At 71.6% G+C, this 15,346-nt stretch carries 15 protein-coding genes and 1 pseudogene; 12 read left to right on the top strand and 4 right to left on the bottom strand.

Features of this window, described 5'->3' with window-relative positions; translation table 11 throughout:
* Positions 1-10 precede the first annotated feature (10 nt).
* From I6J71_RS08010 to I6J71_RS07980, 7 genes and pseudogenes are all read left to right on the top strand, one after another.
* Positions 11-3,262: an amino acid adenylation domain-containing protein gene (locus I6J71_RS08010; protein ID WP_204094145.1), complete on the top strand. Its 3,252-nt coding sequence runs from the start codon at positions 11-13 to the stop codon at positions 3,260-3,262.
* Positions 3,263-3,285: 23 nt separating this feature from the next.
* Positions 3,286-4,290 (top strand): TauD/TfdA family dioxygenase, encoded by a 1,005-nt coding sequence (locus I6J71_RS08005; RefSeq protein WP_204094144.1) that lies wholly within the window; start codon positions 3,286-3,288, stop codon positions 4,288-4,290.
* The gene (gene sbnB / locus I6J71_RS08000) at positions 4,287-5,360 is read left to right on the top strand and encodes a 2,3-diaminopropionate biosynthesis protein SbnB (RefSeq protein WP_204094143.1); all 1,074 of its coding nucleotides are present in this window, start codon (positions 4,287-4,289) and stop codon (positions 5,358-5,360) included. The genes I6J71_RS08005 and sbnB overlap by 4 nt, the downstream gene beginning before the upstream one ends.
* Positions 5,361-5,385: 25 nt before the next feature.
* On the top strand, positions 5,386-6,372 hold the full coding sequence (gene sbnA / locus I6J71_RS07995) for a 2,3-diaminopropionate biosynthesis protein SbnA (RefSeq protein ID WP_204094142.1): 987 nt from the start codon (positions 5,386-5,388) through the stop codon (positions 6,370-6,372).
* Between the two features lie 1,102 nt (positions 6,373-7,474).
* Positions 7,475-7,615 (top strand): annotated as a pseudogene (locus I6J71_RS50400) (hypothetical protein); the annotation flags it as partial.
* 191 nt (positions 7,616-7,806) lie between these two features.
* Positions 7,807-7,956, top strand: a complete 150-nt coding sequence (locus I6J71_RS07985) for a hypothetical protein (protein WP_204094140.1) — start codon at positions 7,807-7,809, stop codon at positions 7,954-7,956.
* A 42-nt stretch (positions 7,957-7,998) separates the two neighbouring features.
* Positions 7,999-8,355 (top strand): hypothetical protein, encoded by a 357-nt coding sequence (locus I6J71_RS07980; protein WP_204094139.1) that lies wholly within the window; start codon positions 7,999-8,001, stop codon positions 8,353-8,355.
* A gap of 34 nt (positions 8,356-8,389) precedes the next feature.
* On the opposite strand, the gene I6J71_RS07975 is transcribed toward I6J71_RS07980, so the two are convergent.
* Positions 8,390-9,016, bottom strand: coding sequence for a TetR/AcrR family transcriptional regulator (locus I6J71_RS07975; protein ID WP_204094138.1), 627 nt, complete (start codon positions 9,014-9,016; stop codon positions 8,390-8,392).
* A gap of 60 nt (positions 9,017-9,076) precedes the next feature.
* Here I6J71_RS07975 and I6J71_RS07970 point away from each other — a divergent pair, with 60 nt between their 5' ends.
* The 3 genes from I6J71_RS07970 to I6J71_RS07960 all read left to right on the top strand — a co-directional run bounded on the left by I6J71_RS07970 (position 9,077) and on the right by I6J71_RS07960 (position 11,372).
* Positions 9,077-9,523, top strand: a complete 447-nt coding sequence (locus I6J71_RS07970; RefSeq protein WP_204094137.1) for a hypothetical protein — start codon at positions 9,077-9,079, stop codon at positions 9,521-9,523.
* 10 nt (positions 9,524-9,533) lie between these two features.
* Positions 9,534-9,935: a flavin reductase family protein gene (locus I6J71_RS07965; protein ID WP_204094136.1), complete on the top strand. Its 402-nt coding sequence runs from the start codon at positions 9,534-9,536 to the stop codon at positions 9,933-9,935.
* 678 nt (positions 9,936-10,613) lie between these two features.
* Positions 10,614-11,372 carry a hypothetical protein gene (locus I6J71_RS07960; RefSeq protein WP_204094135.1) on the top strand — a complete coding sequence of 253 codons (759 nt, stop codon included), beginning with the start codon at positions 10,614-10,616 and terminating at the stop codon, positions 11,370-11,372.
* Here I6J71_RS07960 and I6J71_RS07955 read toward each other — a convergent pair.
* From I6J71_RS07955 to I6J71_RS07945, 3 genes are all read right to left on the bottom strand, one after another.
* The gene (locus tag I6J71_RS07955; RefSeq protein ID WP_204094134.1) at positions 11,347-12,123 is read right to left on the bottom strand and encodes a hypothetical protein; all 777 of its coding nucleotides are present in this window, start codon (positions 12,121-12,123) and stop codon (positions 11,347-11,349) included. The two genes, I6J71_RS07960 and I6J71_RS07955, sit on opposite strands and share 26 nt — an antisense overlap.
* 75 nt (positions 12,124-12,198) lie before the next feature.
* Positions 12,199-12,582: a RidA family protein gene (locus I6J71_RS07950; RefSeq protein WP_204094133.1), complete on the bottom strand. Its 384-nt coding sequence runs from the start codon at positions 12,580-12,582 to the stop codon at positions 12,199-12,201.
* A gap of 49 nt (positions 12,583-12,631) precedes the next feature.
* On the bottom strand, positions 12,632-13,846 hold the full coding sequence (locus I6J71_RS07945; protein ID WP_204094132.1) for an MFS transporter: 1,215 nt from the start codon (positions 13,844-13,846) through the stop codon (positions 12,632-12,634).
* A gap of 252 nt (positions 13,847-14,098) precedes the next feature.
* On the opposite strand from I6J71_RS07945, the gene I6J71_RS47800 reads away from it, so the two are divergent.
* Together I6J71_RS47800 and I6J71_RS07935 are read left to right on the top strand one after the other, a co-directional pair.
* Entirely contained in the window at positions 14,099-14,212 is a 114-nt protein-coding gene (locus I6J71_RS47800; protein ID WP_239155286.1) for a LysR family transcriptional regulator, read from the top strand.
* Between the two features lie 286 nt (positions 14,213-14,498).
* On the top strand, positions 14,499-15,296 hold the full coding sequence (locus I6J71_RS07935) for a class I SAM-dependent methyltransferase (RefSeq protein WP_204094131.1): 798 nt from the start codon (positions 14,499-14,501) through the stop codon (positions 15,294-15,296).
* The last annotated feature ends 50 nt before the right edge of the window (positions 15,297-15,346 follow it).

Here is a 15,346-nt window from a genome sequence, read left to right as displayed (position 1 = left end):
GGGGAGACACATGGGAGAGCCAGCGAGAGCCGACGACCGGTTCTGGCGGGACGTGCTCGTGGCCGGTGGGGCCACGGCGATCCCGCGGTGGGAACCGGGTTCGGCCGCAGGCGCGGGGAAACGGACGCACAAGCTGCCCGGCGAAGTGGCCGCGGGAGTGCGCCGGCTGGCACGGGAACTGGGGGTCCCGCGCAGCGCGGTACTGCTCGCCGCCCACGCCAGGGTGCTCGCCGCGCTGAGCGGCGAACCCGAAGTGGTGACCGGCTACGTCACGCCGGAAGGCCGGCGGTTGCCGTGCCGGCTGGCGACCGAGCCCGGCACGTGGCGGGCGCTGGTGCTCGAGACCGCGCGAGCCGAAGCGGAGTTGTTGTCCCACCGGGATTTCCCGGTCGCCAAGCTGCGGCGAGACCTCGGCGTGACCGGGCCGGTCGCCGAAGCCGTGTTCGATCCCGTCGGCGACGGCGGACTCCCCGGTGCCGCGGTGCTGCGCGTCGGCTTCGTGGTCCGCGGCCGCCGTCTGTTGGTGCGGTTGCGTTACCGCACCGACGCGCTCGCCCCCGAAGCCGCGGCCAGGATCGCCGGCTACCACGCCACCGCGCTCGCGCTGCTGGTGGCGGATCCGGACGCCGAGCACGCGGGGCAGAGCCTGCTCTCCCCCGAAGAACTCCGGTTCCAGCTCGACGAGCTCGCCGGGCCGCAGCGGCCCCTGCCGGACCTGCGGGCGCACGAGCTGTTCGAACAGCGGGCGCGGCTTCACCCGGAAGCACTCGCGGCTGTGCACGGGGAGCACGCCTGGACGTACGGCGAGCTCAACGAGCGGGCCAACCGCCTGGCCCGCGCATTGATCGCCCACGGGGTGCGCCGGGAAGACGTGGTGGCGGTGGTGACCGAGCGGAACCTCGACTGGCTCACCGCCGTGCTCGCCGTGTTCAAGGCCGGCGGCGCCTACCTGCCGCTCGAACCACACTTCCCGCCCGAGCGGATCGCCACGACGTTGCGCCGGGCCGGCTGCGAGCTGGTCCTGACCGAACCGGGCAGCACCGCCACGCTCGAGCAGGCGCTGGAGCTGCTGCCCGGCGTGCAGCCGATGCACGTCGAGCAGGCCTGCGCGGAAAACCGGTCAGGCAGCGACCTCGGCGTCGAGGTCGCCGCGGACCAGCTCGCCTACATCTACTTCACCTCGGGCTCCACCGGTGAGCCCAAGGGTGCGATGTGCGAGCACGCGGGGATGCTGAACCACTTGCTCGCGAAGATCGACGACCTGGGGATCGCCGAGGGCACGGTGGTCGCGCAGACCGCGCCCCAGTGCTTCGACATCTCGCTGTGGCAGCTGCTGGCGGCGCTGCTGGTCGGCGGGCGGACCCTGATCGTCGAGCAGGACGTGATCCTCGACGCCGAACGGTTCGTCGACCGGATCCAGCAGGGGCGAGTCGCAGTGGCGCAGGTCGTGCCCTCCTACCTCGAGGTCGTCCTGTCGTTCGCCGAGAGCCACCCGCGTGCGCTGCCGGATCTGCGGTGCGTGTCGGTGACCGGCGAAGCCCTCAAGAAAGAGCTGGCGCAGCGTTGGTTCGCGGCGTACCCGGACGTCAAGCTGGTCAACGCCTACGGCCTCACCGAGACCTCCGACGACACCAACCACGAGGTCATGGACCGCGTGCCGGACTCCGAACGGGTCCCGCTCGGCCGGCCGATCGCGAACGTGCGCGTGGCCGTCGTCGACGAGCACCTGCAGCCGGTGCCGCTGGGTGCGCCGGGGGAGATCGTGTTCTCCGGGGTGTGCGTGGGCCGTGGGTACGTGAACGACCTCAAGCGCACCCGCGCGGCGTTCCTGCCCGACCCCTACCGGGCGGGCGAGCGGCTCTACCGCAGCGGCGACCGGGGTCGCTGGGTGGTCGGGGGCAAGCTGGAGTTCCTGGGCCGCCGCGACAGCCAGGTGAAGATCTCGGGCTTCCGGATCGAGATCGGTGAGGTCGAGAACGCGCTGCTGCGCGTGCCGGGGGTTCGAGACGGCGCTGTGGTGGTCGCCGAACGGGGAGGCGGCACCAAGCACCTGGTGGCGTTCTACTCCGCCGCCGAACCGTTGCCCGCGGGTGCGGTGCAAGCCCGGTTGAGCGAATCGCTGCCCGAGTACCTGGTTCCGTCGGCCTGCCACTGGCGCGAACGGCTTCCGCTCACCGCCAACAGCAAGATCGACAAGAAAGCCCTGACCGCGCTGGCGGCGGAACTCGAAACGGCCGACCAGGAGTACGACGCTCCGGCCACGCCGGCGGAGCGCCGGCTCGCGGCCGCGTGGGCCGAGGTGCTCGGTCTCGCGCCCGGGAAGATCAGCCGGCACGACCACTTCTTCGACCGGGGCGGCACGTCGCTTTCGGCGGTGAAACTGGCCGTCGCGCTGGACCGCGCGGTGCCGCTCGCCGACCTCACCCGGCACCCGGTGCTCGCCGATCAGGCGACGCTGCTCGACGACCGGTTCCGCCCCCGTACCGGGGACCTGCTCCAGCCGCTCACGGAGCACGTGGGCCCGGCGGCCGCGGTGCTGGTCTGCTTCCCGTACGCCGGCGGCAACGCGGTGAACTTCCGGCCGCTGGCCCAGGCGCTGGGCGGCAGCGGGCCGGCTGTGCTCGCCGTGGAACTGCCCGGCCACGATCCGGCCGCCGACGACGAGCCGTTCGCCCCGATGGCGAACGTGATCGACCAGGTCGTCGCGGAGCTCGATCGCCTGGCCCCGGAGCGGGTGCTGTTGTGGGGCCATTCTTCGGGCGCCGCTTACGCCTTCGAGACCGCCCGGCGCCTCGCCGCCCGTGGGGTGGACGTGCGCCGGCTGTTCCTGGGCGCGCAGCTGCTGGGCAGCGCCGACGAGCGGCGCGCCGCGATCAGCGAGCTGGGCCGGCTCAGCAACGCCGAGCTCGCCAAGGCGCTGGCCGCGGACAGTGGCTACCCGGAGCTCGCCGGGCTCGGCGCGCGCCGCGCCGAGCGCGTCGGCGCCGCGTTCCGGTACGACTGCGTGTCCGCGCACAGCTATCTCGCGTCCGCGCTGGCGATGCCGCCGGCGGCGCGGCTGACCACACCGGTCACCGTGGTCGCCGCCGACGACGATCCGATCACCGCCGGCTTCGGCGAACGCCACGACGAATGGAGCCTGCTGGCCGAGCACGTCGAGCTGCGGGTGATTGCCGGCGGCGGCCACTACTTCCCGAGCACCAACCCCGGCGAGACCGCGCAGATCGTTCTGCGCGCCGTCGAACCGGTGCCCACGACCTGAAGCACCAGCCGAAAGGACAAGAGATGACTTCCTCATCACCGGCGTCCGCGGTCGCAGTTCAAGTGCGGCCGGGCAGCATCCCGCTGCTGCCCACCGAGCCGGGCGGCAGTCCGGCGGCCTGGGCGAGCGAACACCGGGACTCGATGCGTGCCCTCGTCGCCGAGCACGGCTCGATCCTGGTCCGGGGACTCGCCTTGGCCGATCCTGCCGAAGTCGCCGCTGTGTTCGCGCAAGTGGGCACCGAGCTGATGCCCGACCGAGAAGCGTTCGCTTCGCGCGAAACCTATTCGGCCGGAGTGTATTCGTCGTCGGCCTGGCCCCAGAACCAGCCGATGTGCATGCACCACGAGCTGAGCTACCGGCTCGAGTTCCCGGGCTTGCTGCTGTTCGCCTGCCTCGGCGCGCCCACCGAGGGCGGCGCCACCGCGGTGGCCGACGCGCCGACGGTGCTCGACACGCTGCCGGCGGACCTCGTCCGGCGGTTCGAGCAAGAGGGGTGGCTGCTGACCCGCAGCTACAACGACGAGATCGGTGCGACCTTCGCCGAGTCGTTCGGCACCGACGACCGGGCCGCGATCGAAAGCTACTGCCGCGCCAACGCCATCGAGTTCGAGTGGCAGGCCGACGGCGGGTTGCGGACCCGGCAATGGCGCAGCGCCGTGGTGCACCACCCGGTCACCGGGCGGCCGTGCTGGTTCAACCAGGTCGCGTTCCTCAACGAGTGGACGATGGATCCCGAGGTCCGCGAATACCTGGTGGACGTCTACGGGCCCGACGGGCTGCCGTTCAACACGCGGTTCGGCGGCGGCGACCCGATCGGCGAAGACGTGGTGCAGCTGCTGAACGCCGTGTACGAGGCCAACACCGTGCGGGAACCGTGGCAGGCCGGGGACCTCATGCTCGTGGACAACATCCGGACCGCGCACAGCCGGGAACCCTTCGAGGGGCCCCGCGAGGTGCTCGTCGGGATGACCGATCCGGTGCGGGTGGCCGATCTCGCGCCCACGGTCGAGGCGGGTGCGAGATGACCGCGACCCGCCCCACCCCGGTCCGAACCCCGGCCGACGGCGCGAGTGCCGTCCGCCCGTTCGCCGTGATCGGCGGCGGCCAGGTGCAGCGCGCGCTCGACGGACGGGAGCCGCAGATCGTCGAGCTGGTCGAGGCCACCTACCGGCTGCACAGCGCCGGCGACTCGGTGAACCCGCCCTCCTACTTCCTGCGGTTCCCCGACCGCCCGTCGTCGCGGATCATCGCGCTGCCGGCCTCGATCGGCGATCCGGTGCGAGTGGACGGTCTCAAGTGGATCGCGAGCTTCCCCGAGAACGTCACGTCCGGCCTCCCCCGGGCCTCGGCGGTGCTCATCCTCAACGACCACGACACCGGCTACCCGTTCGCGTGCCTGGAAAGCTCCATCATCAGCGCCACGCGGACCGCGGCGCTGGTGACGTCCGCCGCGACGGCGCTGAGCCGCGGCCGGGTGCGACCGGCACGCGCCGGGTTCTTCGGCACCGGGCTCATCGCCCGGTACGTGCACACCTTCCTCGCCGCCACCGGCTGGGAGTTCGACGAGATCGGCGTGCACGACCTGTCGGCCGAGAGCGCCGCCGGGTTCCGCGGCTACCTGGAGCGATCGGGGACGAGCAGCCGGATCACGGTGCACGAGGAGCCCGGCTCACTGATCCGCTCCAGTGACCTGATCGTGTTCGCCACCATCGCGGCCCAGCCGCACGTGTCCGACCGGTCGTGGTTCGACCACAACCCGCTGGTGCTGCACGTGTCGCTGCGCGACCTCGCGCCCGAACTCCTGCTGAGCACGGCCAACTTCGTCGACGACGTGGAGCACTGCCTGAAGGCGGGCACGTCGCCGCACCTGGCCGAGCAGCTCACGGGAAACCGGGACTTCCTGGACGGCACGCTGGACGACGTCCTGGCCGGGCGGGTGTCCGTGCCGGCCCACCGTCCGGTGGTGTTCTCCCCGTTCGGTCTCGGGGTCCTCGACCTCGCCGTGGGCAAGTACGTCCACGACGAGGTCGCCCGGGCCGGCGAGTTGAACGTGGTGCCGGACTTCTTCCACGACCTGAGCCGCTACGGCCACTGATGAGCTTGACTGTGAGGGGGTCATTGTGCCCGTGATATCCGTTCCCTTCGACTTCAACGAAGAGGAGCTCTACGTCGACCTCGAACCGATCTTCGGGCACTCGCTCTTCCTGAAGTGCGAGGGCTTCAACTTCGCCGGGTCGATCAAGCTGAAGGCCGCGACCCAGATGGTCGAGGCCGCCGAGTGGCACGGGCTGCTGAAGCCGGATTCGATCCTGGTCGAGTCGTCCTCGGGCAACCTCGGGGTCGCTCTCAGCATGGTCGCCGCCAGCAAGGGTTACCGGTTCCTGTGCGTCACCGACTCACGCTGCAACCTGGCCGCCAGGCGCCTGATGGAAGCGCTGGGCAGCCGGGTGCACGTGATCTCGCAACCCGCCGGATCCGGTGGTTTCCTCGGCGCGCGGCTCGATCTGGTGCGCGGGCTGTGCGCCGCCGACGACCGGTACGTCTGGCTCAACCAGTACGCGAACCCGGCCAACTGGCGAGCGCACTACCAGACCACCGCGCCGGAGATCGCCCGCCAGTTCCCCGAACTCGACGTGCTGTTCGTGGGTGCGGGGACCACGGGAACGCTGATGGGCTGTGCCCGCTACTTCCGCGAGTGGCCCCGGCCGGTCCGTGTCATCGCGGTGGACAGCGCCGGTTCGGTGACCTTCGGTGGTGAACCGGGCCGCCGGATGATCCCCGGCCTCGGCACGAGCGTCCGGCCGCCGCTGCTCGACGAGCGCTACGTGGACGAGGTGATCGTGGTCGACGAGGCGGACACCATCCGCAGCTGCCACCGCCTGGCCCGCAACGGGTTCCTGTTCGGCGGCTCCACCGGCACCGTGGTCAGCGGCGCCATGCGCTGGCTGCCCGAACACGAGGGGAACGACCTCACCGCGGTCGCCATCGCCCCGGACCTCGGCGAGCGCTACCTCGACACGATCTACCAGACGAACTGGCTCCACGACCTGTACGGCGACGAGGTGCTCGACGAGGACGAGCTGATCGCCGGCCTCCGCCTGGACTGACCCGCCAGTCCAGGCGGACCGGGCGGGCCCGACACGAGCCGGCTGACGCCTGCCCGCGAAACCGGCGCGGAGCGTGGACTCCCGGATGGCACGGTTGACCCGGCCCGCCGTCGCCGCAGTGTCGGCGACGAGCCGACTGTCCACTTCGGCTCCTCCGCCATCGGGCCCGGATAAGTCCACTATAGACACTGGATTCGATCCTTCCGGGACTCGCTGCGCCGGGTGGCCGTGCGCTCATGATCGGGAAGACGGGTCACCTTCCCCCAGCACATGGGGCTCTTCGCTCAAAACTTCCCCACCGCTTCCGACGGCCGGACTAACGACGCGCTGGATCGTCGTGGGCAATTCGCTGTCGAAACGGCGCCCCCGGCGACGATCGCGCGACGAGCGCCTCGGCCAGGCGGAGGGCGGCCGTTTCCGGCGCGGCTGGTGATCAAGTGGTGGTGCGCGGATGGTGGTGGTGGGCTGCCCGTCCGGGTCATGGCGGCCTGTCTGAGGGCCGCGAATTTCTGCCCACACGGGCGCCGGGTGCGCGGTTCCACTGTTTCGACAGCCGGAAGCGTGGGACACGAACCCGGTGGCGCGGCCGGCAGGCGTCGTGGGCGGGGAACCCGGCCGTCGGCGCCCCGGGCAGCGCCGTGCAGGCGAAGCCCGCGGATCGCCGGTGAACCCCACCAACGCAAGGAGCCCCCCATGACCACGCACCCCGACCCGCTCGAACGCGATCCCGTCGAGGCCCGGCCGTAGCCGGCCGCCGGCAAGGTGCCGCTGCGGGAAATCCGCCGATCGACCGGCATCGGCTGGGTGGCCGGCATCGACGCCGTCTACGACTTCATCCTGTTCGGCACGCTGCTGCCGCGGATCTCGGCGACGTTCGGCTGGTCGGAATCGTTCGCTCGGTCGTGTCGACGCTGGCGAGCGTGGGCACCGCGGTCGCGTTGTTCTCGATCGGGCCGATCGTCGTCCGGATCGGGCGACGCCGCGGGATGATCGCCACCGTGAGCGGCACGGCACTCGCGTCCGCAGTGACCGCGGCCACCGGCGGGCGGCCAGCCTCGTCGCCGTTCGCTCCATCAGCGGGCTGAGCCTGTCCGAGCAGTCGGTGAACGCGACCTACCTGAACGAGCTCTGCAACGCCGCCGAGGACGAACGCGTTTCGCGCCACCGCGGCTTCGTCTTCTCGATGGTGCAGACGGCCTGGCCGCTGGGTGCGCTCGCCGCCGCAGGCCTCGTCGCGCTCGTGTCGGTGTTCCTCGACCCGGGCCAGTGGCGCTGGGTTTTCCTCCTCGCCACCGTGCCCGCGGGTGATCGTGGCCCTGCTGTGCCGCAAGCTGCGGGAGAGCCCGCAGTTCCTGGCGCAGCGCGGTATGGCCACGAAGCAGCGCTCCGCGCCGCTGTCGATGATCTTCCGGCGCGCAGCTGCGCAACACTCTCGTGCTCGCGCTCGGCTGGCTCACCAACTGGATGGCGATCCAGACCTTCAGCGTGCTCGGCACCACCGTGCTCGAATCGGGCAAGGGCTTCAGCTCGTCGAACAGCTTGCTGCCGGTCGTCGCGTCGAACCTGGTCGCCGCGCTCGGCTAGCTCGCCCACGGCTGGCTCGGCGACCGCTTCCCGCGCCACCGCGTGATCGCCTTCGGCTGGACCGTGGCCGCGGTGATGTTCACGCTGATGCTGCTCGGCCCGGACAACGTGGGGTTCGTGCTCGTCACCTACATGATCGGGTTGTTCTCCCTGCTCGGCCCGTACGCGACCCTGCTGGTCTTCCAGTCCGAGTGCTACACCACCGCGTGCCGCGCGACCGGCGGCGCGTTCGCGTTCGCCATGAGCCAGCCCGGCGCCATCCTCGGCGGGCTGCCGCTGTCGGCGCTCACCGGCCTCGGCTGGGGTTACGGCCCGGCCGCGCTCGTCGTCGGAGCCGGCGCCTGCCTCGTCTCGGGCGTGGTGATGCTCGCCGGGCGCACCGTCGCCGCGGGAGCCTGATTCCCGGAACGTGAACCCCGGGGCGGCCCGGGGTTCACCGGGGCAGGAGCTGGTCGGTGAGCGTGTGGGCGAGCCACGTCTCGTACCGCTGCGGCGACCAGCGACGATCGCCGACCAGGAGCGAAAACACCTCGGGTGACATCAACGCGTGGATGACGTCGGCCGCGTCCTTCTCGCGCAGCCCGGGGCGCAGCGCGCCGGCCCGGGCGAGGGAGCGGGCGATCCGGTTCTGACCGGCGCTGCGGTCCCGGGCCCGCTCCGCCAGGAGAGCGGCGGCATCGCGGTCGGAAGCGGCGGCGCCCGTGAGGATGCGGTACAGCGGTGAGGTCCGCACGTTCACCTCCCGGCACAGGGCGGCGAAACCCGCGAGCCGGCGGACGGGGTCGGGCTCGCGCAGCAAGGCCTGCGCGGTGGGCTGGTCGGCGAGGCCGACGTCGTCCTCGTTGCCGGAGACGGCGGCGTCGAGCAGGGCCTTGAGAATGCCGAGCTTCGACGAGAAGAGCCGGTACACCGTGGCAGCCGGGACTTCGGAACGTTCGCTGATCGCCTCCACGGTCGTCGCCGCGTAGCCACGTTCGGCGAAAAGCGCGGCCGCCGCTTCGACGACGGCCGCGCGAGCCAGTCGGGTCCGCGCCTGGCCGCCTCGTCCGGGAGTCGTCACGAGTTGAGAGTAGCACTCTTGAATTGAGAGTATTACTCTCAACCTCGAAAGGAGGCCGGAATGAACCGCACAACCAGAACGAACCGCACGAGGCAAGCCGTGGCCGCGCCGCGGGTCACGGCGATGACGGGGCTCGTCCTCGCGGTGGGAGTGGTGGTCCAGGGGCTGTTCGCGGGCGGGTTCCTGGGCGGAGACCACGGGTTCCACGCCTGGCACGAGGTGCTGGGCACCGCGCTGGTGTTGCCGCCGCTGGTGAGCCTCGTGGCCGCGCTGGTGCTGCTCCACCGCCGGCCCGACGCGCGTTCGGCACTGGCGACGCGGGTGTTCCTGCTCGTGCTCGTCGTCGTGGTGATCGTGACGGGGCACGCCGGGCGCGGCCTGCTCGCGGTGCACATCCCGGCCGCGGTCGCGGTGGCGGGGATCGCCGTCAGGCAGGCCGCGGGGTTCGTCCGCATCCCCGCCTTGAGGCGGGACGGTTCGGAGCGGGCCGAAGGCTGGGGCGCTTAACGTCGACGGAGTGATCGAACACCTGAGTATCAAACCGAGCGTGCTGTACTTCGGGACCCCGGTGGCGTTGCTGACAACCGAGAACGCGGACGGGTCGGCGAACATCACGCCGATGTCGTCGTTCTGGGCGCTGGGCGAGGCGGTGGTTCTCAGACTGAGCCGGAGTTCGCTCGGGGCGCGAAATCTGGTGCAGCGGCCGGAGCTGGTGATCAACCTGCCCGGGCCCGAGCTGGGGGAGCGGGTGGAGCGGCCGGCGCCGCTGACGGGCGCCGATCCGGTGCCGGCGCACAAGCGGGCGAAGTTCCGGTACGAGGCCGACAAGTTCGGCGCCGCCGGGCTGCGGCCCGCGCCGGCCGAGGTGGTGCGGCCGCCCCGGGTCGCGGGGTGCCGGTGCAGCTCGAGGCGCGCGTGAGCGCGACGCACGACGGCGACGGCTTCGCGATCGTCGAGACGTCGGTGGTGCGGGTGCACTGCGAAGCCGGGCTGGTGGTGCCGGGGACCGACCACGTCGATCCTGGGAAGTGGAGCCCGTTGATCTACAACTTCCGCCACCGTCCGCGCGAACACCACCGGCATGCTCTACGTGCTGGACGAGCCGTCGGTCGGGCTGCACCCGAGCAACGTCGAGGGGCTGCGCAAGACCATCGACACCCTGGCGCAGAAACGGGAACTCGGTGGTCGTGGTCGAGCACGACCTCGACGTGATCCGCACGGCCGACTGGGTCATCGAGATGGGGCCCGGTGCCGGGTGGCTGGGGAGCACGATTCTCGCCGAGGGCACGCCCGCCGCGCTCGAGAAGAACAAGAAGTCGATCATCGGCCCGTACCTCGCCGGTCGCGCCACGGTCGAACGCCCGCGGCGGCCGTCGACGAACGGGCGGGCCGCCATCACCGTCAGCAGCCTGTACAACCTGCGCGATGTGACCGCGGCGTTCCCGGTCGGCCGCCTCACCGCGTTCGCCGGTCCCTCCGGGGCGGGCAAAACCGCGCTCGTGCTCGAAAGCCTCCTTCCGCCGCCCGCGCGCAGCTCGCCGGCGAACCGCTGCCGGACCACGTCGCGAAGCTGGCGCTCGGCTCGGTGCGCTAGGTCGTGGAGATCGACGCGACGCCGATCGGCCTCAACGCGCGGTCCACCCCCGGCACCTACTCCGGCGCCTTCGACGCCGTCCGCGCGCGCTTCGCAGCCGCGTCGGGCCTGGCAGCCGGCCACTTCTCGTTCAACACCAAGCAGGGCCAGTGCCCGACGTGCAAGGGCCTGGGCTCCCTCGACCTCGACGTGCAGTACCTGCCCGACATCACCGTCGACTGCCCCGCGTGCCACGGCGCGCGGTTCACCGGAGAAACGCTCGCGGTGCGCGTCGACGGCCTCACGATCGCCGACGTCCTCGAGCTCACGGTGGCCGACGCCCTCGGGCGCTACGCCGGCGTGCCCGCCATCGCCCGACCGCTGCGGCCCATCGCCGACGTCGGGCTCGGGTACTTGCGCCTCGGCGAGCCGACGCCGGCACTCTCCGGCGGCGAGTCGCAGCGCCTGCGGATCGCCGCGCGCCTGCGCAGCAGCCAGCGCGACGTGCTCTACGTGCTCGACGAACCGTCGACGGGTCTGCACCCGGTGGACATCGGCACGCTCGTCGGGGTGTTCGACCGCCTGCTCGACGACGGCGCCACCATCCTCGTCATCGACCACGACCTGGACCTGCTGGCCGCGGCCGACCACGTCATCGACCTCGGCCCCGCCGGCGGGCCGGGCGGGGGCCGGATCGTCGCGCAGGGGACACCGGACGAGGTCGCGACGGATCCCGCGAGCGTCACCGGCCCGTACCTCAGAGGTAGTCGCGCATCGTCGTGATCTCGAGCAGCAGCAGCTCGGCGTCCTGCAGGGGGTCGGCCCAGTCCGGCGTCCGCCGCCGCAGGTTCGCCCGGCGGGCCGGGTCGACCTTGAACTCGACGGCGTCGGCCGCCTCTTTGATCACACGCAGGCGCCCTTCGAGCTCCGCGAGGGCCTCCTCGGCCTCGGCGATGGCGCGGCGCGCGCCGGCGCGCGACTGTTGGTCGAGGCCGAGGCGCTTGTCCTCACTGTAGTCCTCCTTCGACTCCTCCAGGCGGCGCGCGCGCAGGACGGCGCCCCAGACGAGGCGTTCCAGCCGCCGCTCCCCGTCGAACGCACCGGTGCGCCACGCGGCCGACTTCGCGATCCGCTCCCCCAGCGCGCAGAGCCGGGAGGCCTGCTTGTGCTCGCGGGTGACGGCCAGCTCGGCCTCCTCCGTCGTCCGCTTCCGGTGGCGCGCCAGGGCGTCGCCCGGGCACAGCGCGGCCTCGGCACCGGCCAGCGCGAGCCCGCCGAGCACGCCGAGGACGAGCCACAGCGCGATCGACCAGGCTCCGCCGTCCGCGAGTAACACCGGAAGCGCGACCGTCGGCGCGACGAAGACCACGACCGCGAGCCCTGCGAACCAGCCGTCGTGGCGGTGGACAAGGCTACCGGCCGGCGTCAGCGCGTAGCCGTCGGCGAGCAGGCGCGGGTTGAAGATCCGGTACCCGGAATCGGTGCGGATCAGGGACGGCAGCGCGGTCACCTCGGAGCCGGGAGCTGCGGTCATCATCTTCCCCCTGTCGTCCGCGGAACCAGTCCGGCCGGAAGCTGCCCGAGCGCGACCGGCCGGTCCACAGTGGACTCAGCTGGCGACCGCCACGGCGTCGACCTCGATCAGCCATTCCGGCAGCCCATCGATGACGTCGGGTGACGAATCGACGACGTGGATCGTGCACTTCACGAGGCCGGCGGGTGTGCAGCCGGCGGCTTCGAGTGCTTCCTGGAGGTTGCGGAAGGCTTGTTTCGCTTGCGCCGCGTAGTCGCCCGCACCGACGAGCTCGCCGTCGGGGTCGAGCGCGAGCTGACCGGCGATCGTCACCAGCCGGGCACCGGGTGAGCCGACCGCTACCTGCGAATACAGGTCCATCACCGGTCTGGGCGGCGTCTCCGGGTTGATGCGATCGACGGTCATGGCGCCCTCCTCTGCGTCGACGCCGGATGGGCCGAGGGTGAGCCGCTCGCGCACCACAAGTCAACGGAGAGTGAAAAAGCGTGCCGCGATGGAGCCGGTCCCGTCACTCCGTAGCCGGGACCCGGCGTACCCGCCGCACCGTGCGGGGGATCCACGTCCACAACGCCGCCGCCGCGCCGAAACCGACGAAACCGCTGACGACGATGCCGGGGCCGAGGCCGGCCAGCGCCGTCACGGCGGCGAGCAGCAGCGGGCCGAGGCCGGAACCGACGTCGGCGAGTTCGTTCCAGATGCCGATGTGCGTGGGGCGGCCGATCGAGGGCGAGACGTCCGCGCCGAGGGTCATGATGATGCCCGACCCGATGCCGTTGCCGAAGCCCATGACCATCGCGACGACCGACAGCAGCAGCGCACCGTGGGTGAGCGGCATGAGCACGAACGACACGCCGAGCATGAAGGCGCACGGCACGGCGACCCAGCGGCGGCCGTAGCGATCCATCACCTTGCCCGCGGGGTAGAAGACGAGCGCGTCGATGGCACCGGCGAAGCCGTAGATCACGGAGCTGGCCGTGGGGCTCAGCCCGAGGTGCGCGGCCCACAGCGGGACGACGGTCTGGCGCGTCTGCCGGATTCCCGACAGCAGCAGGATGCCGGCGCCCAGGGTCGCGTACACGCGCCACTGCTGCTTGACCATGCCCCACGTCGTGATCGACGCGGCGGCGGCGCGGACCTCCGCGGTGGTCTCCAGGTCGGGCACGCGGTAGACGACCGCACCGGCCGCGAGCACCGCGACCAGGCTCAGGTAGTACGCGCCCGGCGGCCCCCACACCTGCATCGCCGCGGCGCCGAGGAAGGGACCCACGAAAACGCCGACGCGCATGGTGCCACCGAGCGTCGACAACGCGCGGGCACGCATGTGCAGCGGCACGGATTCCGTCAGGTACGACTGCCGCGCGAGGCTGTAGACGGCGCTCGCCGCGCCGATGAGCAGCACGCCGGCGCCGTAGACCACCAGCGGCCACGAACCCGTGCCGAGGTCGAGCAGGCACAGCACCAGGCCCGCGACCGACACCGCGGCGGCCAGCAGCATCGACTTGCGTTCACCGACGCGCGTCGCCAGCACCCCGGCGGGGATGTTCGTGACGAGCGACCCGATGCCGATCAGCGCGCTGATCAGCGCCGCGACCGAGGTCGTGGCCCCGCGGTCGATCGCGCTCAACGCGACGACCGGCAGCATCGAGCCCTCGGCGAGCCCGAACAGCGTCGCGGGCGCGTACACCGCGACGGCGACCGAACGAAGACGGAATTCTTCAGCCATGTCCGACCACCGCCGCGATCAGCATGCCCCAGGTGCTCCGGCGAGGGGAGTTTCGGTGTCCACGGGCCGATCTTCGCAAGAACGCGCGGGGCCGTGGCCGGAATGAGCTGTGGCCTGTACCACGGTGAGCGAGACTTTTACGACCAACCGGTCAGGCCGGACACCGGCTCCGGTGCCCCACTGACCACTGTGGACGGTTGTTGACTTCGCTACTTCCTCGCGGTCGTCGACCACGGGACTGTCGGTCGCAGCATCGTTGTACGTGGGTCGCAACCGTCGCCGTCCCACGCGATCCGCGCGCTGGAACGCGATCTCGGCCAGGCGCTGTTCCACCACGTCGGGCTCACCGCGCCGGCGAGGCCCTGATCGAGCCCGCGCGCCAAGTGGGGCGCGGGCTGGACCACGCACGCGTCGCCGGGGCGGCGACCCGGGCGGATCGAGAGCGCGGTGATGCCGTCGCGGGGCGCGACTTCCCGTCGATTCCCGAACCGGTCCACGGCTCGGCGCCGGACTTAGCCGCGTCGGGAACCCCCGATCGGCGCGAGCTCGACAGCCACGCTGATCATCGAGCACCACGGTCACGCCGAAGCTACGATCTCAGTAAATGGAAATATCTTCCTAATAAGTGAGAACAGGAGTTAGGCTGAGGCCCATGGCGGCCTACACCCACGGCTATCAGGAATCGGTGCTGCGCTCGCACCGACAGCGGACCGCGGAGAACTCCGCCGCGTACCTGCTGCCGCGGCTGGCGGCCGGGCAGGCGGTGCTTGAGGTCGGGAGCGGGGCCGGGACGATCACCGCCGATCTGGCCGCGCGGATCGCGCCCGGGAGGGTCACCGCGGTCGAGCTCACGGAGACCGCGCGGGACCTCGGGCGGACCGAAGCGGCGCGGCGCGGGCAGGACAACATCGACTTCGTGGTCGGTGACGTGCACGCCCTCGATTTCCCCGACAACTGCTTCGACGTCGTCCACGCGCACCAGGTGCTGCAGCACGTCGCCGACCCCGTGCGGGCGCTGCGCGAGATGCGCCGCGTCTGCCGGCCCGGCGGCGTCGTCGCCGCGCGCGACTCGGACTACGCCGCGTTCACCTGGTACCCGGCCGACCCGGTCCTCGACCGCTGGCTCGCGCTGTACCAGACCGCCGCCCGCGCCAACGGCGGCGAACCCGACGCCGGACGGCGCCTCCTGGCCTGGGCCCACGCCGCGGGTTTCACCGAGGTGTTCCCCTCGTCCAGCACGTGGTGCTTCGCAACCCCCGATGCTCGCACCTACTGGGGCGGCATGTGGGCCGACCGCATCCTCAAGTCGGACATCGCCACCCAAGCCCTGCGCGACGGCCTGGCGTCGCAGGCGGATCTGGAAGAGATTTCCACCGCGTGGCGCCGGTGGACGGACGATCCGGACGGGTGGATTTCGTTGCTGCACGGGGAAATCATCGCCATCGCTTAGGCCCCTTCGGTGCTTTGCCCGAAATCACCGATCGACACGGGTTCGCTCCG

It is taken from the genome of Amycolatopsis sp. FDAARGOS 1241 (genome assembly GCF_016889705.1).
Taxonomy (GTDB): domain Bacteria; phylum Actinomycetota; class Actinomycetes; order Mycobacteriales; family Pseudonocardiaceae; genus Amycolatopsis.
This window is presented reverse-complemented; position numbering and strand designations above follow the sequence as displayed.